This is a genomic window from Telluria sp. ZT3P25 (assembly GCF_059685895.1).
In genome coordinates, this window is sequence record NZ_JCASIJ010000002.1 from 816,870 (window position 1) to 837,702 (window position 20,833).

Below are 20,833 nucleotides of genomic sequence, written 5' to 3' on the forward strand. Positions count from 1 at the left end.
CTGCATGCCACTATGACAAACACCACCCACTTCGGCTACAAGACCGTCGCCGAGGACCAGAAGGTCCAGGAAGTCGCCAAGGTCTTCCACTCGGTCGCCGCGAAGTACGATGTCATGAACGATCTGATGTCGGCCGGCCTGCATCGCGCCTGGAAACTGTTCACGATCGCGCAGGCGGGCGTGCGGCCCGGCTTCAAGGTGCTCGATATCGCTGGCGGCACGGGCGACCTGGCCAAGGCCTTCGCAAAGCAGGCCGGCAAGACGGGCGAAGTCTGGCTCACCGACATCAACGAGTCGATGCTGCGCGTTGGCCGTGACCGTCTCTTGAATAAAGGACTTGTCACCCCAACCATGTTGTGTAACGCCGAAAAGTTGCCGTTCCCGGACAATTACTTCGACCGGGTCAGCGTTGCCTTCGGCCTGCGCAACATGACGCACAAGGATCAGGCGCTGGCCGAAATGCGCCGCGTGCTCAAGCCGGGCGGCAAATTGCTGGTGCTCGAATTCTCGAAAGTGATCGCGCCACTGCAAAAGCCGTATGACGTGTATTCGTTCTCGGTACTGCCGTGGCTGGGCCAGCGGATTGCCGGCGATGCCGAAAGCTATCGCTACCTGGCCGAATCGATCCGCATGCATCCCGATCAGGACACCCTGAAGGGCATGCTGGAAGACGCGGGACTGGAGCGGGTCCAGTATTTCAACCTGACGGCGGGTGTGGCCGCTTTGCACACCGGTATCAAGCTGTAGTTTTAACTGAAGTTCCAATCAAGGACGGAGACAATGAAAAAATTCCTGGTCACGACGCTTCTGGCAGTCACCGCATTCTCGATGGTGGCCGAGGCCTACGCACGCCCGATGGGCGGCAAGCGCTCGGTCGGCCGCCAGTCGCAGGCCGTGCGCCAGATGCCGGCACCGGCACCGGCGCCCGCACAGAGCATGCAGCGCCAGACCCCGAATCAGGCCGCACCGGCCGCTGGCGCAGCTGCAGGCGCTGCAGGTGCCGCTGTCAAGAAGCCAAGCATGATGCGCAACATCCTCGGCGGCGCACTGCTGGGCCTTGGCCTTGGCATGCTGCTGTCGCACCTGGGCATTGGCGGCGCGATGGCCAGCATCATCGCGGGCATCCTGATGTTCGCGCTGTTCGGCCTCATCATCCTGTTCCTGGTGCGCATGTTCCGTCGCAAGGACACGCCGGCCAATCCATCGGCAGCCGGTTTCGGCGGCTTCCAGCCGCAGGCGTCTGGTGCCGCTGGTACGCCTGAAATCGGTTCGGGCCTGCGTCCGCAATCGACGGCATTCCAGGGTGGTGTCGCGTTGGAAAAAGACCGGAGCGGTCTGAATTCGACGAATTTCGGTAATGCTGCAACCCCGGCAGCGCACCAGCAATGGGGCGTGCCGGCCGACTTCGACAGCGAGAGCTTCCTGCGTCACGCCAAGTCGTCGTTCATCCGCATGCAGGCGGCCTGGGATCGTGGCGATGCCAACGATCTGCGCGAATTCACGTCGCCTGAAGTCTTCGCTGAACTCAAGCTGCAGATCCAGGAACGTGGCGCGGTCGCTGATTTCACCGACGTCGTCAATGTCGATGCGCAGTTGCTGGGCATCGAGCAGACGGCCACCGATTACCTGGCCAGCGTGCAGTTCAATGCCATGATCCGCAGCGCGAAAGACGCATTGCCAGAGCCGTTCGTCGAGGTCTGGAACATGTCCAAGCCGCTGTCGGGCGCGGGTGGTTGGGTGCTGGCCGGCATCCAGCAGCCGAACTAAGTACGCCGCAGGCGAACCGGAATTATTTTGTTTGCCGATTCCGTAACACCGGGTGCATGCCCGGCGAACTGGTAAGATCAAAACCGCCCGAATCACTCCGGGCGGTTTTGTTTTTTGAGGGTAGTCCTGCCATGTTTCCGAATCTTCCATCCCTGTCGACCTTGTCACCACAGCATGCGCTGACCGTGCCTGCGGTTGCCGCGATCAATCATCTGCTGGCCCAGGAAGCCTGGGCCCGGGCCGCGCTCGCGCGCCATGTCGGCAAGCAGGCATGCATCGATGCCGGCGTAGCCCAGCTGCGCGTGCTGGTGGCGCCTGACGGCCTGTTCGAGGCCAGCCAGGATGCAGCGCCGGCCAACGTCACCATCCGCATCAAGCCGGCCGATCTGCCGCTGATCGCGCAAGACCGCACACGCGCGCTGTCGTACGTGAAGATCGAGGGCGATGCCGAATTTGCCAACGTGATTTCGCAACTGGCCAACGGCCTGCGCTGGGATGCCGAATACGACCTCGAGCGCGTGGTCGGGCCGGTCGCCGCCTACCGCCTGCATCAGGGTGCGCGCCGCACGGTGGGTGGCCTGGGCGAAGCAGGGCGCCGCCTGGCCGAGAACCTCGCCGAATTCCTGGCCGATGAGCGCCCGGTGCTGGTGCGGCCGGTCCAGCGCGACGCCTTTGCCGCCGATGTCGTGCGACTGCGCGACGACGTCGAGCGCAGCGCCAAGCGCATTGCGCGGCTCGAGGGGGCGCTGGCCCAGCGCAGCGCCGCCAAACCTTCTTCCCCACTTGCTTCAAGCGCAGACCAGAACCCGGATCGTCGATGATATTGAAATTCCTGCGCCTGCTGCGCATCCTTACCGTTTTCACCAAGTACGGCCTGGACGAAATCGCCGTCACCAGCATCAACGCGCCGCGCACCGCGCGCCTGATGAACACGTTCTTCTTCTGGCGCACGATCACGTCGCCGCGCGCCGTGCGGCTGCGCCAGGCGCTCGAAGAACTGGGCCCGATCTTCGTGAAGTTCGGCCAGGTGCTGTCGACCCGGCGCGACCTGGTGCCGCCCGATATTGCCGATGAACTGGCCATGCTGCAGGACCGGGTGCCGCCGTTCGGCTCCGACCTGGCGGTGGCGCAGATCACGCGCTCGCTCGGCACCCATCCCGACCAGCTGTTCGCCCACTTCGAGCGCGAGCCGATCGCCTCGGCGTCGATCGCCCAGGTCCACTTCGCTACGCTCAAGAACGGCAAGGAAGTCGCCGTCAAGGTGCTGCGCCCGGGGATGAAGAAGCTGATCGATGAGGACATGGCGCTGATGCGCCTGGCTGCGAACCTGATCGAAAAGGTCTGGAGCGAAGCGCGGCGCCTGAAGCCGCGCGAAGTCGTGGCCGAATTCGACAAATACCTGCACGACGAGCTCGACCTGATGCGCGAGGCCGCCAACGCCAGCCAGCTGCGCCGCAACTTCGCCGATTCGACGCTGCTGATGGTGCCCGAGATGTACTGGGACTATTGCTCGAGCAGCGTGATTGTCATGGAGCGCATGCACGGCTTGCCCGTGTCGCAGATCGACCGTCTGGCCGCCGCCGGCGTCGACCTCAAGAAGCTGTCACGTGATGGCGTGGAGATTTTCTTCACGCAGGTGTTCCGTGACGGTTTCTTCCACGCCGACATGCACCCAGGGAATATCCTGGTCTCGACCGCGCCGGAAACGCTGGGCCGCTATATCGCGCTCGACTTCGGCATCGTCGGCACGCTGACCGACTTCGACAAGGATTACCTGTCGCAGAACTTCCTGGCCTTCTTCCAGCGCGACTACAAGCGCGTGGCCGAGGCCCACATCGAATCGGGCTGGGCGCCGCCGAGCACGCGTGTCGATGAACTCGAGTCGGCCGTGCGTGCCTGCTGCGAGCCGATCTTTGACCGCCCCCTGAAAGACATCTCGTTCGGCCAGATCCTGCTGCGCCTGTTCCAGACCTCGCGCCGCTTCAATGTCGAAGTGCAGCCGCAACTGGTGCTGCTGCAAAAGACGCTGCTCAATATCGAAGGCCTGGGCCGCCAGCTCGACCCCGACCTCGACCTGTGGAAGACGGCCAAGCCGTACCTGGAGCGCTGGATGGCCGAGCAGGTCGGCTGGCAAGGCCTGGTCGAGCGTTTGAAGGCCGAAGCGCCGCGCTACGCCCAGATCTTCCCGCAACTGCCGCGCCTGGTGCATCAGGCGCTGGAGCGCGAGTCGAAAGGCCAGCACCCGCACATCGCCAACAGCGAGATGATGGCGATGCTGGTGGTGGAGCAGCGCCGCACCAATCGCATGCTCACGTTCCTGACCTTGCTCGCGACGGGCGCCTGCACCGCGCTGGCTGCGCTGTACTTCCTCTGACGAGCCCAAGAAAAAAGCCCGCGTGAGCGGGCTTGATAAGCTGTGTTCTTTTATGGGCTGCGCTGATACGAACATCTCGCAGCCTTCTGTTTCTTGTGTTCTTGCAGTGGCAGAAATTTCCTGCAACCAACATTCGATGAAGAAGCCGTATTAAATCACCGATGCTGCGCACGAGCAAACAGTTCGCCTGCTGAGGTGGTGAAAAACAACACGATGCTGCTGCCATTTGCCGATCGCGGCGCTGTCGTGCGACCGGGCCACCGCAATGACGTAAATGCTGCGGCAAAAGCTTTATAATTCAGGGTTTTGAAGATTTTTGCGGAGCACCAGAATGCCGATTTATGCCTATCGCTGCGAAGAATGCGGTTTTTCCAAAGATGTACTGCAAAAGATATCGGACCCGGTCCTGACCGTCTGCCCGTCCTGCGCCAAGCCATCGTTCAAGAAGCAGGTGACTGCGGCCGGTTTCCAGCTCAAGGGCTCGGGCTGGTACGTGACCGATTTCCGTGGCGGCACACCGCCTGCTACCGGTACGGCAGCAGGCACGGGCGGCGCTGATGCAGGCGCAGCAGCCGCGCCGGCCGCCGCCGCACCTGCAGCCGCTACACCGGCGCCTGCCGCGCCTGCTACGGGCAACAGCAATGGTGGCAATAGCGGTGGCAGCACCAGCGGGAGTGGCGACAAGAGCAGCACCTGAGCCTGGCGCGTCCCTGCGCCGTGCCAACAAGAATAACGGGATATCCGATGCGTAAATATTTCATCACCGGCCTGCTGGTGCTGGTGCCCCTGGCGATCACGGCCTGGGTCCTGAGCCTGATCATCAGCACGCTCGACCAGTCGCTGATGTTCGTGCCGGCCGCCTGGCAGCCGCGCCAGTTCATCGGCATGGACGTGCCGGGCATCGGCGCGGTGCTGACGCTGGCCATCGTGTTCGTCACGGGCCTGCTCACCAACAACCTGGTCGGCAAGTACATCGTGCGCGTGGGCGAGCGCCTGCTCAAGCGCGTGCCGGTGGTCAGCTCGCTGTACGGCAGCGTCAAGCAGGTGTCCGACACGCTGTTCTCGTCGTCCGGCAATGCCTTCCGCCAGGCGGTGCTGATCCCGTACCCGCACGCCGACTCGTATACGATCGCGTTTCTGACCGGCGTGCCGGGCGGCGACGTGACCAACCACCTGGTGGGCGACTTCGTGAGCGTGTACGTGCCCACGACGCCGAATCCCACCTCGGGCTTTTTCCTGATGATGGAACGCAGCCGCGTGAAAGAGCTCGACATGACGGTCGACGCGGCGCTCAAGTACATCGTCTCGATGGGCGTGGTCGCACCGAGCCATGTGCCGCCCGGTGCCGCCAATCCTGCGGCAATCAAATAACGCATCACAGAATCTGGGCCGCCCGTGACGGTGGCGCCGACAAATCAATCAACCTGGAACGAAAACTATGTCCACCATGCGTACCAATTACTGCGGCCTCGTCACCGAGGAACTGCTGGGCCAAACCGTCAACCTGTGCGGCTGGGTGCATCGCCGCCGCGACCACGGCGGGGTGATCTTCATCGACCTGCGCGACCGCGAAGGCCTGGTGCAGGTGGTCTGCCATCCGGACAACGCCGCCGTCTTCAAGGCAGCCGAGCACGTGCGTAATGAGTATTGCCTGCGCATCGTCGGCACCGTGACCAACCGTCTGGCCGGCACCGTCAATGCCAACCTGGCCTCGGGCAAGATCGAAGTGACCGCAACCGAAGTCGAAGTGCTCAACGCCTCGGTGCCGGTGCCGTTCCAGCTGGACGACGACAACCTGTCGGAAACCACCCGCCTGACGCACCGCGTGCTCGACCTGCGCCGCGGCCAGATGCAGCACAACCTGAAGCTGCGCTACAAGGTGTCGATGGAAGTGCGCAAGTACCTCGACAACCTGGGCTTCATCGACATCGAAACCCCGATGCTGACCAAGTCGACCCCGGAAGGCGCGCGTGACTACCTGGTGCCGTCGCGTGTCAACGCGGGCAACTTCTTCGCACTGCCGCAGTCGCCGCAGCTGTTCAAGCAGCTGCTGATGGTCGCCAACTTCGACCGCTACTACCAGATCACCAAGTGCTTCCGCGACGAAGACCTGCGTGCTGACCGCCAGCCAGAATTCACCCAGATCGACTGCGAAACCTCGTTCCTGACCGAACAAGAGATCCGCGACATGTTCGAAGAAATGATGCGCGTCGTGTTCAAGAACACGACCGGCATCGAACTGCCGAACCCGTTCCCGGTGATGGACTTCGCCACCGCGATGGCCATGTACGGTTCGGACAAGCCGGACATGCGCGTCAAGCTCGAATTCACCGAACTGACCGAGCTGATGAAGACGGTCGAGTTCAAGGTGTTCAACAGCGCCGCCAACCTGCCTAACGGCCGTGTGGTCGGCATGCGCGTGCCGCAGGGCGGCTCGATGCCACGCTCGGAAATCGACGCGTACACCCAGTTCGTCGCGATCTACGGCGCCCGTGGCCTGGCGTACATCAAGGTCAACGAGAAAGCCAAGGGCCGTGACGGCCTGCAGTCGCCGATCGTCAAGAACCTGTCCGACGAAGTCCTGGCGCACATCCTGGAACTGACGGGCGCGCAGGACGGCGACCTGATCTTCTTCGGCGCCGACAAGGCCAAGGTCGTCAACGACGCCCTGGGCGCGCTGCGCGTGAAGATCGGCCACTCGGAGTTCGGCAAGAAGGCCGGCCTGTTCGACGACGTCTGGTCGCCGCTGTGGGTGATCGACTTCCCGATGTTCGAGTACGACGAAGACGGCGATCGCTGGACCGCGACCCACCACCCGTTCACGGCCCCGAAAGACGGCCACGAAGACATGCTCGAGACCAATCCTGGCGCCTGCATCGCCAAGGCCTACGACATGGTCCTGAACGGCTGGGAGCTGGGCGGCGGTTCGATCCGTATCCACCGCGAAGAAGTCCAGAGCAAGGTGTTCCGCGCGCTGAAGATCGACGCCGAAGAAGCCCAGCTCAAGTTTGGCTTCCTGCTGGATGCGCTGCAATACGGCGCGCCGCCGCACGGTGGCCTGGCCTTCGGCCTGGATCGCCTGATCACACTGATGACCGGCTCCGAGTCGATCCGCGACGTGATCGCGTTCCCGAAAACGCAGCGCGCACAGTGCTTGCTGACCAATGCACCGTCGGAAGTCGACGAGAAGCAATTGAAAGAGCTGCACATCCGCCTGCGTAACGAGCCAAAGGTCGCGTAATGGCGGGCGGGGGAGGTGGCCTGGCTGCCAACCCCGCTCTTCCTGTCATGCAAGCCTACAAGATCCCCGAATCGGTGCTGGTTGTCATCCACACGTCCGACCTGGACGTGCTGGTGATCGAACGCGCCGGTCAACCGGATTTCTGGCAATCGGTCACCGGCTCGCTCGACCGTCTCGACGAGCCGCTGCTGGAAACGGCAGCACGCGAACTGTTCGAAGAGACCGGCATCCGGGTCGACGGCGAACGGATTGTCCTGTGTGACTGGCAGTTATCCAACATCTACGAGATCTACCCTGTCTGGCGCCACCGCTACGCCCCCGGCGTGACGCAGAACACCGAGCACGTGTTTTCCGTCTGCGTGCCGCGTGACACCCCCATCACTCTCAGTCCACGCGAGCATGTTGCCTACGCATGGCTGCCCTACCTGGAAGCAGCCGATCGCTGCTTCTCATCCTCGAACGCAGAAGCCATTCTTCAACTGCCTCGCCAGTTGGTACGATGATTTCTAAAAGAAAATAAAATTTCTCTAAAGAAGCACATTTGCAGTAAATCATCATTGAATATTGCTCCTTCAAAGCAATAAAATGACGTTTTACAGCAAAAGTACGTAAGTGCTTTTTTTAATTTCGCTCTGTTCGCTGGCACTCACATACGCGTCAAAAAGTGAACTTCCTCCTATGAAGATACATTTGGCGACATGTGACGGCATGTTTCAGGAGTGAATTAAATATGGTTGACCAGCCAAGGGCACCATATATTCCACGGTTGACAGTCAGAAATCAGTAGACTAAGGTCAACAGTTCACCCAGTGTGAATTTTTGATCTGCAACTTTTAAGTGGATGATTCTGAGAGAAAAATGGATAACTTCAAACTGAATAGCGACAAGAAAGTAAAAGCAATCACACTCGGCGACGACTGCATCTATATCGACCTGATGGATGGTCTGCGCCTGTGTGGTCCGATGGCGCCGCGCTCGCAAAAAGACGAGGGGGCTGCACATCGCCCACGCCGCATGATTGTCTCGGGCCACGAAGCGGTGTACGACAAGGCACATGCCATCGCCTGAGTCTGGTTTGTTACTGTTGGTTTCGAAAAAGAGTGCGAGGGTCAGCAACCTGCCGAACGCGCCAGCGCCCCACGAGGCGCACGATTGGGTCCGTTTCACAAGAACGGCGGCCCGATCCGGGTAGAATGTTCCCATGAAAATTCGTGTGGCTACCTACAACATTCACAAGGGCGTCTCTTCGCTGCGCAGCACGCCCCGCGTGATCGCACTGAAGAAAGCGATCGCTGAATTCGACGCCAACGTCGTCTTCCTGCAAGAAGTCCAGGGCCGGCACGACCGGCACCAGGCACGCTTCGGCAAGGAAGACCGTGGCCATCGCCACTGGCCCGAAACGGCCCAGTACGATTACTTCGCCTCTGAACTGCACCACACGGCCTATGGCATGAACGCGGTCTATGACCACGGTCACCACGGCAATGCGCTGCTCAGTACGTACCCCATCGAAAACTCGCACAACCACGACGTCTCGGACCATGCGTACGAGCAGCGCGGCATCCTGCACTGCGTGCTGGGTACGCCCGAGTGTCCGGTGCACTGCTATGTGGTGCACCTGGGCCTGTTCGAAGGCGGGCGCGGACGCCAGACGCAGTCGCTGATCGACGCCGTCAATTCGTCGGCGCCGAACGGCGAGCCGGTCATCATCGCGGGCGACTTCAACGACTGGCGCAACACCCTGAGCGACAAGCTGCGTGCCGGCCTGGGCGTGTGCGAAGTCTTCGACGAACTGGGTCCGCGCTCGCCGATGGGCGACATGGTGCGCGGCTGGGCAGGGCGCAAGCCGCGCCTGGCGCCGGCGCGCACCTTCCCGGCCATGCTGCCGTGGTTCCGTCTCGACCGCATCTACGTGCGCGGCTTCAAGGTCAACTCGGCGCAAGTGATGCACGGTCCGTTGTGGGCCAAGCTGTCCGACCACGCACCGATCGTGGCGGAACTCGAGCTGGCCTGAGGCCATGCGCAGCGTTACCTTCGTCGACGATAACGACATCACGCTGTTAGAGAGCGGCGTCGCGTTCTTCCCGGCGCTGATCGCCGCGCTCGACGCTGCCCGTCACGAAGTCCTGTTCGAAACCTATATTTTTGCCGAAGACGAAACGGGTGACGCCGTGCGCGATGCGCTCGCGCGTGCGGCCAAACGCGGCGTCAAGGTGCGGGTGCTGGTCGACTGGTTCGGCACCGGCCACCGCGTCACCTCCCGGCTGGGCCAAGTGCTGACCCAGGCCGGCGCCCAGTACCGCGTCTTCAATCCGCTATGCAAGCGTGGCATTGCGCGCTCGCACCGCAAGATCACCGTCATCGACCGCGAAGTCGCCTTTGTCGGCGGCATCAATGTCAACGACGACTGGCTGTGCGACCACGCCGACGGCCGTCGCCTGCCGGCGCCGCGCTGGGATTTCACGGCGCGGCTGCGTGGGCCGATCGTCGCGCAAATCCACCACGAGGCGCAAGGCCAGTGGACCCGCACGGGCCGCCTGCGGCTGCGCAAGCGCCTGGAACTGTTCCGCGAAATGCGCAAGCAGCCGCCGCCATCGTGCGCCAGTCCCGCGCGCGCCGCGTTCGTCGTGCGCGACAACCTGCGCAACCGCACGACGATCCAGCGCGCCTACCTGCAGGCGCTGGGCCATGCGCGCCACAGCGTGCTGCTGGCCACGCCGTACTTCGCGCCGGGCCGCAAGTTTCGCAAGGCGCTCGCGCATGCGGCGCAGCGCGGCGTCGCTGTCACCCTGCTGATCGGGGTGGGCGAGTTCGCGATCCAGGATGCGGTCGCGCAATCGTTCTATCCGAAACTGCTGGCCGATGGCATCCGCGTGGTCGAATACCGCAAGACACAACTACATGCCAAGGTGGCGGTGGTGGATGAGCACTGGGCCACGGTCGGCTCGAGCAACTGCGACGGCCTGTCGCTGTTCGTGAACCAGGAAGCCAATATCGTCGTGGACGATCCGGTGTTTGCCGCGTCGATGCGCGCGCACATTGAACGGGGTATCGCGGACGGGGTCGAAGTCTGTCCGCAGGAATTTGCCGACATCGGCTGGCTGCGCCGCGCCGTCAACGGCTGCGCGTATGTCGGCTACAAACTGGTGATGCGCGTGTGCGCCATCGGGTATGCATGATCAAGGATGACATGATGGACAAAGACAAAGAAAACGTCCGGCTGGACAAATGGCTGTGGGCAGCGCGCTTTTTCAAGACGCGCTCGCTGGCCCAGGATGCGGTCGAGCGGGGCAGGGTGCGGATCGACGGCGAGCCGCTCAAGCCGGCGCGCACCGTCAAGATCAACGACAAGATGCTGATCGATAACGGCTCGGATCGCTGGGAGATCATCGTCGCCGCCATTTCTGGCGCACGCGGCGGCGCCCCGGTGGCGCGCACGCTGTATTTCGAAACCGACGAAAGCATCGCCAAGCGCGAGAACGATAAAGTCGCGCGGCGCCTGTATCCGGAACCGAGCCTGGAAATCAAGGGGCGGCCGACCAAGCGCGATCGCCGCGCCATGGAGCAGGCAGGCGAATAGACGTGGCGGGCGTTAGCGCATGACCAGCAAGGCCACGACCAGCGCGACGACCACCAGCACGATGGCGAAGACCCGGATGCTCTTGCTGGAGCGGGGCCGCACCTGCTGCGCAAGTGGCGCGCTTTCCAGCGCCCGGTTCGACGCGACGACATCGACGGCCTTGTCGACGACGACCTGCGCCGTGTCCCGGTCCAGTCCGCGCCTGACCAGGTCAGCAATCGCGTCGTCCGCCGTTGCGCCGCTGTCCAGCCGTGCACACGCATGGCCGAGCAGTACCAGAAAGTGCTGCATCGAATCCGCGCCGCTCGTTGCTGCCTGAGCAGGCTCGGCGCCACCTTCCTGCAGCGAGAAGGCGCGAATGGCCAGCTGCAGTTCGCTGTCGTCCGGTTCGACGACCTGTTCAATCTGATAGTTGCCGCTCATGCTGTAGACCTTTCGTCTGCGCTGGATGTTGCCGGGCTTATTGCCGGGTTTATTGCCTTATTATTAATGGTAACAGTCAAGCTGCATCGAGGTGCGCCGTGCTCGTAAATGACGCACCGGACACCCCCAAAATGCTGTACCTTTAGCAGATGAAACAACTGTTTTCTGCCGCTCGCCTGCAAGCAGGGCCGTCAGCAAAAGGCGCTTTCTCCGGGTGTCGCGGGTTGTTTTTCATCAATAGAACCGCACCTCTAAGTTCCCGTTTGACATTCCAGGCCCGATAGATAATAGTACGAGCGTTCGGATTTTTTCGAGACCAGGGGAAGCTATCAGTACTTCAGCAAAATTCATGCGCAAGGGCGAGCAGACGCGGGCGGCAATTCTCGACGTCGCGCTCGAGCTCGCCAGCCGCAACGGCCTCGAAGGCTTGACGATCGGCCTGCTGGCCGACCGGATGAGCATGAGCAAGTCCGGCGTGTTCGCGCACTTCGGTTCGCGCGAAGACCTGCAGCTCGAGGTGGTCAAGCTGTACCACCACCGTTTCGAGCAAGAGGTCTTTTACCCGAGCATCAAGGAAACCCGCGGTCTGCCGCGCCTGGTGGCGATGTACACGCGCTGGGTCAAGCGGGTGTCGGTCGAGATCGCGTCCGGGTGCATCTATATCAGTGGCGCCGTCGAATACGACGACCGCGAAGGCCCGATCCGCGAAGAGCTGGTGTCGATGGTCCGCGCGTGGCAGGGCGCCTTGCTGCGCAGTGTCGAGCAGGCGATCGAACTGCGGCACCTGCACACCGGTTTCGATGCCGAGCAACTGGTGTTTGAGATGCACGGGCTGATCCTGGCGCTGCACCACGATGCGCGTTTCCTGCGCAATCCGGGCGCTGTCGAACGGGCACGGGCCGGCTTTGAACGCCTGATCGAGAATTACCGCAATTCCCAACAATCGCAAGACCACCAGGCGGCATAAGGCCGCCTGTCACGTCCAACAATCGTCACACTCTTCAGGAGAAAACCATGGGTCAGTACGTCGCGCCAATCCGGGATATGCAGTTCGTTCTGCACGAGTTCCTCAATGTCACCGAAGAATTCAAGAATCTGCCGAAATACCAGGAAATCGATACCGACATCATCAACCAGGTACTCGAAGAAGGTGCAAAATTCACCCAGGAAGTGCTGTTCCCGCTGAACCATTCGGGCGACCGCGAAGGCTGCACCTTCAATGCTGCCGACAAGAGCGTGACCACGCCTAAGGGCTTCAAGCAGGCGTATAAACAGTATGTCGAAGGCGGCTGGGCTGCGCTGGCATGCGATCCGGAATATGGCGGCCAGGGCCTGCCGATCACGCTGAACAACTCGTTCTACGAGATGCTCAATTCGTCGAACCAGGCCTGGTCGATGTACCCGGGCCTGTCGCACGGCGCCTACGAGTGCCTGCTCGAGCACGGCACCGACGACCAGAAACGCCTGTACCTGCCAAAGCTCGTCTCGGGTGAATGGACCGGCACCATGTGCCTGACCGAAGCGCACTGCGGCACCGACCTGGGCCTGTTGCGTTCGAAAGCCGAACCGCAAGGCGACGGCACTTACCTGATCACCGGCTCGAAGATCTTCATCTCGGCCGGCGAACACGATATCTCGGACAACATCGTCCACCTGGTACTGGCACGTCTGCCGGATGCACCGGAAGGCTCGAAAGGCATCTCGCTGTTCCTGGTGCCGAAGTTCATGCCGAACGAAGACGGCTCGATCGGCGAGCGCAACGGCATCGCCTGCGGCGCCATCGAAGAAAAGATGGGCATCCACGGCAACTCGACTTGCCAGATGAACCTGGACAACGCACGCGCCACGCTGATCGGCCAGCCGCACAAGGGCCTGCAGGCGATGTTCGTGTTCATGAACGCGGCCCGCCTGGGCGTGGGCATGCAGTCGCTCGGCCTGACCGAAGTGGCGTACCAGAACGCACTGGCCTATGCAAAAGACCGCATCCAGATGCGCAGCCTGTCGGGCGTGAAAGCACCGGACAAGCCAGCCGATCCGATCATCGTGCACCCGGACGTGCGCCGCATGCTCTTGACCGCAAAAGCCTTCGCCGAAGGCGGCCGCGCGTTCTCGTCGTACGTCGCGCTGCAGATCGACCGCGAACTGAACCACACCGATGAAGACGTGCGCAAGGAAGCCGCTGACGAAGTCGCGCTGCTGACCCCAATCATTAAGGCCTTCATCACCGACAACGGCTGGATCGCGACGTCCGAAGCGATGCAGGTCTACGGCGGCCACGGCTACATTGCCGAATGGGGCATGGAGCAGTACGTGCGCGACGCACGCATCAACATGATCTACGAAGGCACCAACACGATCCAATCGCTGGACCTCCTGGGCCGCAAGATCCTGATGGACAACGGCGCCAAGCTGCGCAAGTTCGGCGAGAAGATCAAGAACTTTGTTGAAGACAATGGCCTGGACGAGAACATGTCCGAATTCGTCACGCCGTTGGGCGAGCTGGGCGACAAGGTCACCAAGCTGACGATGGAAATCGGCATGAAGGCGTTCCAGAATCCGGATGAAGTGGGCGCTGCCGCCGTGCCTTACCTGCGCGTGGCCGGTCACCTGGTCTACAGCTACCTGTTCGCGCAGCAAGCCAAGATCGCACTGGCCAAGCTCGATTCGGGCGACCGCTTCTATGAATCGAAGCTGGCGACGATCCGCTTCTACTTCGCACGTCTGTATCCGGAAACCGCGATGCTGATCCGCCAGGCACGCTCGGGCGCCGCGAACCTGACGGCGCTGGACGCCGACCTGTTCTAAGCACTCACGCCCAACCCAACAAGGAAATCTTACATGTCCAATTTCATCGTCAAGAAAGTCGCCGTGCTGGGCGCCGGCGTGATGGGCGCGCAAATCGCCGCCCACTGCGTGAACGCCAAGGTGCCAGTCGTGCTGTTCGACCTGCCGGCCAAGGAAGGCCCGAAGAACGGCATCGTCCTGCGCGCTATCGAGAACCTGAAAAAGCTCTCGCCAGCCCCGCTGGGCAACAAGGATGACGCGGCCCTGATCGAAGTAGCCAACTACGAAGACAACCTCGACGTGCTGGCCGGCTGCGACCTGATCATCGAAGCCATCGCCGAGCGCATGGACTGGAAACACGACCTGTACGCCAAGGTCGCGCCGCACATCGCGCCGAACGCGATCTTCGCGTCGAACACGTCGGGCCTGTCGATCAACAAGCTGGCCGAAGGCTTCGACTCGGAGCTGAAGGCACGCTTTTGCGGCGTGCACTTCTTCAACCCGCCGCGCTACATGCACCTGGTCGAACTGATCCCGACCACGGACACCCGTCCTGACATCCTAGACCAGCTCGAAACGTTCCTGACGTCGACCCTGGGCAAGGGCGTCGTGCGCGCGAAAGACACGCCGAACTTCATCGCCAACCGTGTCGGCATCTTCGGCATGCTGGCCACGATCGTCGAAGCCGAGAAATTCGGCCTGTCGGTGGACGTGGTCGATGACCTGACCGGCGCCAAGCTGGGTCGCGCCAAGTCAGGCACCTTCCGCACCGCGGACGTGGTCGGCCTGGACACGATGGGCCATGTGATCAAGACGATGCAGGACAACCTGAAGGACGACCCGTTCTTCAGCGTCTACAAGACGCCGGACATCCTGGCCAAGCTGATCGAAAAAGGTGCGCTGGGCCAGAAATCCGGCGCCGGCTTCTACAAGAAGGTCGGCAAGGAGATCCAGCGCCTGGACTTCGCCACGGGTGAGTACGTCGCCGGCGGCGCCAAGGCCGCCGACATCGTCGGCCGCATCCTGAAAGAAAAAGACCCGGTCAAGAAGTTCAAGGCCATGCGCGAATCGACCAACCCGCAGGCGCAGTTCCTGTGGGCGATCTTCCGCGACGCGTTCCACTACATCGCCTTCCACCTCGAATCGATCGCCGACAACGCGCGCGACATCGACTTCGCAATGCGCTGGGGCTTCGGCTGGAGCGTCGGCCCGTTCGAAACGTGGCAGGGCGCCGGCTGGACGCAGATCGCCCAGTGGGTCAAGGAAGACATCGACGCCGGCAAGGCGCTGTCGACTGCACCGCTGCCAGCCTGGGTGTTCGAGGGTTCGGTCGCCGAGAAGGGCGTGCATACCCCTGAAGGCTCGTACTCGGTTGCCAAGAGCGGCTATGTGCCCCTGTCGGATCTGCCGGTGTATCAGCGTCAGCAGTTCCGCGCACCGGTCGTGGGCCTGGGCGGCGCCGATCCGAAGACCGCCGGCACCACCGTGTTCGAAGACGAATCCGTGCGCCTGTGGCACTCGGACGACGAAGTCCTGGTCGTCTCGCTCAAGACCAAGATGCACGTCATCGGCGATGGCGTCATCAAGGGCCTGCAGCGCGCGCTGAAAGAAGCCGAAGCCGGCTTCAAGGGAATCGTGATCTGGAACACCGACGCAGCCGAAGGCGGCGCGTTCTCGGCCGGCGCCGACCTGCAATCGGCCCTGCCAGCCTTCATGGCCGGCGGTGCGAAGGCGATGGAGCCGATCGTGCGCGAGCTGCAGGACACCTTCATGGCGCTCAAGTACTCGAACGTGCCGGTCGTCGCCGCAGTGGCGGGCCTGGCGCTGGGCGGCGGCTGCGAGCTGGCGCTGCATGCCAGCAAGCGTGTCGCGTCGATCGAGTCGTACATCGGCCTGGTCGAAGTGGGCGTGGGCCTGGTGCCTGCTGGCGGCGGCCTGAAGGAAGCAGCGCTGCGCGCGGCAACCGAAGCCAAGGGCAACGACATCCTGCAATTCCTGAAGAACGGTTTCATGAACGCGGCCACCGCGCAAGTGTCGAAGTCGGCGCTGGAAGCCAAGGCCATGGGTTACCTGAAAGAAGACGACGTGATTGTCTTCAACGCCTACGAACTGCTGCACGTGGCGAAAACCACGGCGCGCGCCATGGCCGATGCTGGCTACCGCGCACCGGCGCGCCGCACGTTCCCGGTCACCGGCCGTTACGGCTGGGGCACGATCCGCGGCCAGATGGTCAATATGCGCGACGGCGGCTTCATCTCGGCCTATGACTACCAGCTGGGCGACACCATCGCCGAGATCGTCACTGGCGGCGACATCGACCAGGGCAGTGTGGTCAGCGAGCAGTGGATCCTCGACCTGGAACGCAAGGCCTTCGTGGCGCTGCTGAACAATCCGAAAACGCAGGAACGCATCATGGGCATGATGCAGACCGGCAAGCCAGTGCGCAACTAAGCGTCGACAGAACAGGACACTGACATGAGCAAACAACTTCAAGACGCATACATCGTCGCAGCGACCCGCACCCCGATCGGCAAGGCGCCGCGCGGCATGTTCAACAAGACCCGCCCGGACGACCTGCTGGTGCACGCGATCCGCGGCGCCATGGCGGCCGTGCCGAACCTGGACCCGGCGTTGATCATCGATGCGATCATCGGCTGCTCGTTCCCGGAAGCCGAGCAGGGCTTCAACATCGCCCGTAACTCGGTGGTGCTGGCCGGCTTGCCGAACACCGTGGGCGGCGTGACGGTCAACCGTTACTGCGCCTCGGGCATCACCGCACTGGCGATGGCCGCTGACCGCATCCGCGTGGGCGAAGCCGACGTGATGATCGCCGGCGGCGTCGAATCGATGTCGATGGTGCCGATGATGGGCCATCACCCGTCGATCAATATGGACACGTTCAAGGACGAAAACGTGGGCCTGGCCTACGGCATGGGCCTGACGGCCGAGAACGTCGCCAACCAGTGGAAGATCTCGCGCGAAGACCAGGATGCCTTCGGCCTGGAATCGCACCGCCGCGCCATCGCCGCGCAGCAGGCCGGCCACTTCAAGGACGAGATCACGCCGGTCGACGTCATCACCCGCACGCCGAACCTGGCCACGGGCCAGATCGACGTCAAGACCCGCACGGTCGACACCGACGAAGGTCCGCGCGCCGACGCCAGCATGGAAAGCATGGGCAAACTCAAGCCCGTGTTTGCGGCCAAGGGTTCGGTCACGGCCGCCACGTCGTCGCAGATGTCGGATGGCGCCGGCGCCCTGATCGTCGTCAGCGAAAAAATCCTGCGCGAGCACAACCTGACGCCGCTGGCCAAGTTCTCGTCGTTCGCCGTGCGCGGCGTGCCGCCGGAAATCATGGGCATCGGTCCGAAGTTCGCGATTCCTGCAGCGCTGGCCGCCGCCGGCATCACGCAGGACCAGCTGGACTGGATCGAGCTGAATGAAGCCTTCGCCGCGCAGGCGCTGGCCGTGATCCGCGACCTGGGCCTGGATACCAGCAAGGTCAACCCGCTGGGCGGCGCGATCGCCCTGGGCCACCCGCTGGGCGCAACCGGTGCGATCCGCGCCGCGACCGTCGTGCACGCGCTGCGTCGCAATAACCTGAAGTACGGCATGGTGACGATGTGCGTCGGCGCCGGCATGGGCGCTGCGGGCATCATCGAACGCGTCTAAGCCAGCCAGTACGACCACCGCGTGGGCGGGAGACCGGGCCATCCTCTCGTAGGGTGGGCGGGTCTCCCGCCCACGCGTCCAACCAGCCCAAGAATAAACGGGAGACAACCACCATGAGCATCCTCACCACCACCGCCGACGGCATCCTCACGCTCACCTTCAACCGCCTCGAACGCAAGAACGCGATCACCGGCGCGATGTACCAGACGATGGCCGACGCCTTGCGCGCCGCCGAGCAGGACACGACGGTCCGCGCCATCCTGATCGCGGGCCAGCCCGAGATTTTCACCGCCGGTAACGACCTCGACGATTTCTTGAACAACACCGGCGAAGGCGCGATGACGCCGGAGCGTCCGGTATTCCAGTTCATGCTGGCGCTGGAAGGCTGCACCAAGCCGGTGGTCGCGGCCGTGGCCGGCGCCGCCGTCGGCATCGGCACCACGCTCCTGATGCATTGCGACCTGGTCTACGCGGCCGACAACGCCAAATTCTCGATGCCGTTTTCGCAGCTGGGTCTGTGTCCTGAATTTGCCTCGTCGCTGCTGGTCGCGCAGTCGGCCGGCTACACGCGCGCCGCCGAAAAGCTGATGCTGGGCGAGCCATTCCTGGCCCAGGAAGCGCTGGAGATGGGCATCGTCGCGCGCGTGCTGCCGGCAGCGGAACTGCTCGCGTTCGCGCAGGCGCAGGCGGCCAAACTGGTCAAGCTGCCCCCAGCCTCGATCCGCACGACCAAGGCGCTGATGCGCCGCGCGCGCACCGCGCACGTCCGGGACACCATCGCGGCTGAAAACGAACAGTTCAGCGCGATGCTGGGCGGCGCCGAAGCGAAGGAAGCCTTCACAGCGTTCTTCGAGAAGCGCAAGCCGGATTTCAGCAAGTTCGACTGAAGGCGAGGCGGCACCGGGGCGCACCCCCACTGCCGTTCGCCGGTATCATGTGCCGAACCGTGCCCGCCAACGATCATGATGTTCATGGGGCGGGCGCTCGCTAAAAAAGGGTGATATGAGAACGACGGAAAATACTGCGGTCGCCGAGTTGGCGTTTGAACTTGGCAAGGTAACGCGCAGAGCAATCGATGGCAGTTATGGCAAGGCCGATCCGGTCGAACTGTCGCGGGTGGCCAATGCGCTGCTCGAAGCAGGCCAGGAAAAAATCCTGAATGATGTGCTGCTGGTGTTTGTCGCCGGCTTCGAAGAGGGCGACCCGCCGGAACGGCGTGCCGATCCCGAAAATCGCTGAAACTCGCTGACAGGACAGGCGGCGTGCGCTGGCATGCCGTCAGGGCACGATCAGCACCGCGCGCACGCTGGAATCCAGTGCCGTGCGCTCGACATAGCCGATCATCCCCGGATTCTCGGCGATCATCCTGCGCATGGCGGCATTGCCATCGACCTCGGCTGGTGGCTGGCCCCGGCCAGTGAAAATCAGTCTGGCCCAGTGGGCCTTTACCAACGCCGGGGTACGGTGCGTGACTTTGCTGTAGAACTCGTTACGTAGCGGCGAGCCCAGATCCTGATCGATGGGCACCACTTCATTGCCGTTCGGGAAGCGGTTGGTCTGGAACAGGAAGATCTCGGCGACCTGGTCGGCACTGAGCATACTGATGTTGCTGCGCGCCGAGACGATCACGGCCAGCTCTGCTGCCGGAGCAGCGCCGGGCACCAGCGCAAGTGCGGGACCCAGGCACAGGGCCAGCAGCAGTGTGGGAAGCAAACGGTTCATCATGGTCAGAAAACGACGTCCATGCCAAGGCTGATGACGTTGAACGCCTGGCCGGAACGGAACCCCGGCTGGACGTTGATCAGGGTGCCGATCGAGCCGCCGCGCGGCTTGACGCGGTCGAACTGCCCCTTGAGGGCAATGTTCGGCGCGACGTCCCAGCGCACGCCGACGCTGGCCGTGTCCTGCACGCCAATCTGGCGCAGCTGGTCATTCAATGCATTGTTCAACAAGCCCGCCACCGCCGCCGCTTCGGGCGGCAAGCCGTCCAGCGGCAGCCCGGCTGTCTGCGTGGCGAGGTTGGCGACCAGGCGCGCATAGGTGACATAGGGCGCCACATTGCCGAAGCGCCGGCCGGCTGACAGATACGAGGCGGTCTGGTCGCCCAGGAGCGAGCCGGTGTTGATGCGGCCGCTCTCGCCCGTGATGAACCAGTCGCCCGGATCGTAGTTGAAGCCGGCGCTGAACACGCGCACATGGCGCTTGGCGATATCGTAGCGGTCTGCCAGCACCTCGCCCGGCGGGCCGAAGGCGCGCAAGCCGTCGAACAGCGCTTCCGCGCCCGGCACCACCAAGAGCGCCTGGGCCGCCGTGAAGCGCACGGTCAGTGCGCCGGCGGTCGCGCTCTCGGTGAGGCCGACGATGTTGCGGGCCTTGCCAGTGAGGTCCTTGTTCAGGCGTGCGGCCGCATGGCCGAGCGAGAGCGTGGTCTCGTGCTTGACCGGCCCGGTATGCCAGCGGTACGAGGCGTCGACGCCGTCGCTGTAGGAAATCGGTATCAGGCTGTACAGTTCGACGGGCGCGCGCATCCAGGGCAGGGCGTAGCCCACCTTGCGATAGTCGGCGGCCAGGAACAGCGGCAGCGCAATGCGTCCGGCGCGCAGCGACAGCTCCGGCGTTGCCTGGAACTTCACGTTGGCCCAGGTAAGGTAGGTCTTGTACGAATTCTCGATGCTTTTTTCCTGCGTCGCCTGCACCACGGCCGACCAGCGCTTGTCGAACCGGACATCGAGCTGCGCACCGGCGCGGCTATCGACGTCGAACGCCCACGCTTTGGAGTAGCCCGCCTGACCAGGCGAGTTGGGGTTGACCGTGTAGTCGGCCTGGTCCTGCGTGGCATGGACGGCGGCGACGGTGCCGAACCCGGTCACCTTCCACGTTGCCTGCGCGCGCGCATCGCCCTGCGGCCAGGCCAATAGGCAGAGCAGCAGGGCGACGGGGGTGACGCCACGCGCCGCCGGGGTAGTCAATATGAATGGCATGACGTCGTCAT

General features: G+C 63.1%; 21 protein-coding genes. 18 read left to right on the plus strand and 3 right to left on the minus strand.

Annotated features, from left to right (window positions below):
* Window positions 1–12: 12 nt before the first annotated feature.
* From ubiE to AC56LY_RS22325, 12 genes are all read left to right on the plus strand, one after another.
* On the plus strand, window positions 13–747 hold the full coding sequence (gene ubiE / locus AC56LY_RS22270) for a bifunctional demethylmenaquinone methyltransferase/2-methoxy-6-polyprenyl-1,4-benzoquinol methylase UbiE (RefSeq protein WP_183554091.1): 735 nt from the start codon (window positions 13–15) through the stop codon (window positions 745–747).
* Window positions 748–780: 33 nt separating this feature from the next.
* Window positions 781–1,767, plus strand: a complete 987-nt coding sequence (locus tag AC56LY_RS22275; protein WP_499583243.1) for a Tim44 domain-containing protein — start codon at window positions 781–783, stop codon at window positions 1,765–1,767.
* A gap of 131 nt (window positions 1,768–1,898) precedes the next feature.
* A complete protein-coding gene (locus AC56LY_RS22280; protein WP_499583245.1) occupies window positions 1,899–2,588 on the plus strand; it encodes a ubiquinone biosynthesis accessory factor UbiJ in 690 nt (229 codons plus the stop codon).
* Window positions 2,585–4,141: a ubiquinone biosynthesis regulatory protein kinase UbiB gene (ubiB, locus tag AC56LY_RS22285; RefSeq protein ID WP_499583247.1), complete on the plus strand. Its 1,557-nt coding sequence runs from the start codon at window positions 2,585–2,587 to the stop codon at window positions 4,139–4,141. The genes AC56LY_RS22280 and ubiB overlap by 4 nt, the downstream gene beginning before the upstream one ends.
* A 331-nt stretch (window positions 4,142–4,472) precedes the next feature.
* Window positions 4,473–4,838 carry an FmdB family zinc ribbon protein gene (locus AC56LY_RS22290; protein ID WP_499583249.1) on the plus strand — a complete coding sequence of 122 codons (366 nt, stop codon included), beginning with the start codon at window positions 4,473–4,475 and terminating at the stop codon, window positions 4,836–4,838.
* A 47-nt stretch (window positions 4,839–4,885) separates the two neighbouring features.
* Window positions 4,886–5,512, plus strand: coding sequence for a DUF502 domain-containing protein (locus AC56LY_RS22295; RefSeq protein ID WP_499583251.1), 627 nt, complete (start codon window positions 4,886–4,888; stop codon window positions 5,510–5,512).
* A gap of 67 nt (window positions 5,513–5,579) precedes the next feature.
* Complete coding sequence (gene aspS / locus AC56LY_RS22300) at window positions 5,580–7,382, plus strand: aspartate--tRNA ligase (protein ID WP_499583253.1); 1,803 nt, start codon at window positions 5,580–5,582, stop codon at window positions 7,380–7,382.
* 47 nt (window positions 7,383–7,429) lie between these two features.
* The gene (gene nudB / locus AC56LY_RS22305; protein ID WP_499583470.1) at window positions 7,430–7,885 is read left to right on the plus strand and encodes a dihydroneopterin triphosphate diphosphatase; all 456 of its coding nucleotides are present in this window, start codon (window positions 7,430–7,432) and stop codon (window positions 7,883–7,885) included.
* A 355-nt stretch (window positions 7,886–8,240) separates the two neighbouring features.
* Window positions 8,241–8,450, plus strand: coding sequence for a hypothetical protein (locus AC56LY_RS22310; RefSeq protein ID WP_499583255.1), 210 nt, complete (start codon window positions 8,241–8,243; stop codon window positions 8,448–8,450).
* Between the two features lie 133 nt (window positions 8,451–8,583).
* Window positions 8,584–9,396 (plus strand): endonuclease/exonuclease/phosphatase family protein, encoded by an 813-nt coding sequence (locus tag AC56LY_RS22315; RefSeq protein ID WP_499583257.1) that lies wholly within the window; start codon window positions 8,584–8,586, stop codon window positions 9,394–9,396.
* Window positions 9,397–9,400: 4 nt separating this feature from the next.
* Window positions 9,401–10,561: a cardiolipin synthase ClsB gene (gene clsB / locus AC56LY_RS22320; RefSeq protein ID WP_499583259.1), complete on the plus strand. Its 1,161-nt coding sequence runs from the start codon at window positions 9,401–9,403 to the stop codon at window positions 10,559–10,561.
* Window positions 10,562–10,572: 11 nt separating this feature from the next.
* Window positions 10,573–10,962, plus strand: coding sequence for an RNA-binding S4 domain-containing protein (locus tag AC56LY_RS22325; RefSeq protein ID WP_499583261.1), 390 nt, complete (start codon window positions 10,573–10,575; stop codon window positions 10,960–10,962).
* A gap of 12 nt (window positions 10,963–10,974) precedes the next feature.
* Here the strand turns inward: AC56LY_RS22325 and AC56LY_RS22330 are convergent, their stop codons facing one another.
* Window positions 10,975–11,385, minus strand: coding sequence for a hypothetical protein (locus AC56LY_RS22330; protein WP_499583263.1), 411 nt, complete (start codon window positions 11,383–11,385; stop codon window positions 10,975–10,977).
* Between the two features lie 349 nt (window positions 11,386–11,734).
* Here AC56LY_RS22330 and AC56LY_RS22335 point away from each other — a divergent pair, with 349 nt between their 5' ends.
* The 6 genes from AC56LY_RS22335 (at window position 11,735) to AC56LY_RS22360 (ending at window position 19,080) form a co-directional block, all read left to right on the plus strand.
* Window positions 11,735–12,352, plus strand: coding sequence for a TetR/AcrR family transcriptional regulator (locus AC56LY_RS22335; RefSeq protein WP_332530595.1), 618 nt, complete (start codon window positions 11,735–11,737; stop codon window positions 12,350–12,352).
* Between the two features lie 47 nt (window positions 12,353–12,399).
* A complete protein-coding gene (locus AC56LY_RS22340) occupies window positions 12,400–14,190 on the plus strand; it encodes an acyl-CoA dehydrogenase C-terminal domain-containing protein (protein WP_499500572.1) in 1,791 nt (596 codons plus the stop codon).
* A gap of 33 nt (window positions 14,191–14,223) precedes the next feature.
* Window positions 14,224–16,620, plus strand: a complete 2,397-nt coding sequence (locus tag AC56LY_RS22345) for a 3-hydroxyacyl-CoA dehydrogenase/enoyl-CoA hydratase family protein (RefSeq protein WP_258837254.1) — start codon at window positions 14,224–14,226, stop codon at window positions 16,618–16,620.
* Window positions 16,621–16,644: 24 nt separating this feature from the next.
* Window positions 16,645–17,841, plus strand: coding sequence for an acetyl-CoA C-acyltransferase (locus AC56LY_RS22350; protein WP_258837255.1), 1,197 nt, complete (start codon window positions 16,645–16,647; stop codon window positions 17,839–17,841).
* Between the two features lie 113 nt (window positions 17,842–17,954).
* Window positions 17,955–18,728 carry an enoyl-CoA hydratase gene (locus tag AC56LY_RS22355; RefSeq protein ID WP_499583265.1) on the plus strand — a complete coding sequence of 258 codons (774 nt, stop codon included), beginning with the start codon at window positions 17,955–17,957 and terminating at the stop codon, window positions 18,726–18,728.
* A gap of 115 nt (window positions 18,729–18,843) precedes the next feature.
* On the plus strand, window positions 18,844–19,080 hold the full coding sequence (locus AC56LY_RS22360; protein WP_183554058.1) for a hypothetical protein: 237 nt from the start codon (window positions 18,844–18,846) through the stop codon (window positions 19,078–19,080).
* A 39-nt stretch (window positions 19,081–19,119) separates the two neighbouring features.
* Here AC56LY_RS22360 and AC56LY_RS22365 read toward each other — a convergent pair whose 3' ends face one another.
* Together AC56LY_RS22365 and AC56LY_RS22370 are read right to left on the minus strand one after the other, a co-directional pair.
* A complete protein-coding gene (locus AC56LY_RS22365) occupies window positions 19,120–19,566 on the minus strand; it encodes a phosphate ABC transporter substrate-binding protein (protein WP_499583267.1) in 447 nt (148 codons plus the stop codon).
* A 2-nt stretch (window positions 19,567–19,568) separates the two neighbouring features.
* Window positions 19,569–20,822, minus strand: coding sequence for a hypothetical protein (locus AC56LY_RS22370; RefSeq protein WP_499583269.1), 1,254 nt, complete (start codon window positions 20,820–20,822; stop codon window positions 19,569–19,571).
* Window positions 20,823–20,833 lie beyond the last annotated feature (11 nt).

Excerpts from the sequence above, each read along its gene's own strand:
- ubiE (WP_183554091.1), top strand. The coding sequence starts at position 13 with ATGACAAACACCACCCACTTCGGCTACAAGACCGTCGCCGAGGACCAG.
- AC56LY_RS22275 (WP_499583243.1), top strand. The coding sequence starts at position 781 with ATGAAAAAATTCCTGGTCACGACGCTTCTGGCAGTCACCGCATTCTCG.
- AC56LY_RS22280 (WP_499583245.1), top strand. The coding sequence starts at position 1,899 with ATGTTTCCGAATCTTCCATCCCTGTCGACCTTGTCACCACAGCATGCG.
- ubiB (WP_499583247.1), top strand. The coding sequence starts at position 2,585 with ATGATATTGAAATTCCTGCGCCTGCTGCGCATCCTTACCGTTTTCACC.
- AC56LY_RS22290 (WP_499583249.1), top strand. The coding sequence starts at position 4,473 with ATGCCGATTTATGCCTATCGCTGCGAAGAATGCGGTTTTTCCAAAGAT.
- AC56LY_RS22295 (WP_499583251.1), top strand. The coding sequence starts at position 4,886 with ATGCGTAAATATTTCATCACCGGCCTGCTGGTGCTGGTGCCCCTGGCG.
- aspS (WP_499583253.1), top strand. The coding sequence starts at position 5,580 with ATGTCCACCATGCGTACCAATTACTGCGGCCTCGTCACCGAGGAACTG.
- nudB (WP_499583470.1), top strand. The coding sequence starts at position 7,430 with ATGCAAGCCTACAAGATCCCCGAATCGGTGCTGGTTGTCATCCACACG.
- AC56LY_RS22310 (WP_499583255.1), top strand. The coding sequence starts at position 8,241 with ATGGATAACTTCAAACTGAATAGCGACAAGAAAGTAAAAGCAATCACA.
- AC56LY_RS22315 (WP_499583257.1), top strand. The coding sequence starts at position 8,584 with ATGAAAATTCGTGTGGCTACCTACAACATTCACAAGGGCGTCTCTTCG.
- clsB (WP_499583259.1), top strand. The coding sequence starts at position 9,401 with ATGCGCAGCGTTACCTTCGTCGACGATAACGACATCACGCTGTTAGAG.
- AC56LY_RS22325 (WP_499583261.1), top strand. The coding sequence starts at position 10,573 with ATGATGGACAAAGACAAAGAAAACGTCCGGCTGGACAAATGGCTGTGG.
- AC56LY_RS22330 (WP_499583263.1), bottom strand. The coding sequence starts at position 11,385 with ATGAGCGGCAACTATCAGATTGAACAGGTCGTCGAACCGGACGACAGC.
- AC56LY_RS22335 (WP_332530595.1), top strand. The coding sequence starts at position 11,735 with ATGCGCAAGGGCGAGCAGACGCGGGCGGCAATTCTCGACGTCGCGCTC.
- AC56LY_RS22340 (WP_499500572.1), top strand. The coding sequence starts at position 12,400 with ATGGGTCAGTACGTCGCGCCAATCCGGGATATGCAGTTCGTTCTGCAC.
- AC56LY_RS22345 (WP_258837254.1), top strand. The coding sequence starts at position 14,224 with ATGTCCAATTTCATCGTCAAGAAAGTCGCCGTGCTGGGCGCCGGCGTG.
- AC56LY_RS22350 (WP_258837255.1), top strand. The coding sequence starts at position 16,645 with ATGAGCAAACAACTTCAAGACGCATACATCGTCGCAGCGACCCGCACC.
- AC56LY_RS22355 (WP_499583265.1), top strand. The coding sequence starts at position 17,955 with ATGAGCATCCTCACCACCACCGCCGACGGCATCCTCACGCTCACCTTC.
- AC56LY_RS22360 (WP_183554058.1), top strand. The coding sequence starts at position 18,844 with ATGAGAACGACGGAAAATACTGCGGTCGCCGAGTTGGCGTTTGAACTT.
- AC56LY_RS22365 (WP_499583267.1), bottom strand. The coding sequence starts at position 19,566 with ATGATGAACCGTTTGCTTCCCACACTGCTGCTGGCCCTGTGCCTGGGT.
- AC56LY_RS22370 (WP_499583269.1), bottom strand. The coding sequence starts at position 20,822 with ATGCCATTCATATTGACTACCCCGGCGGCGCGTGGCGTCACCCCCGTC.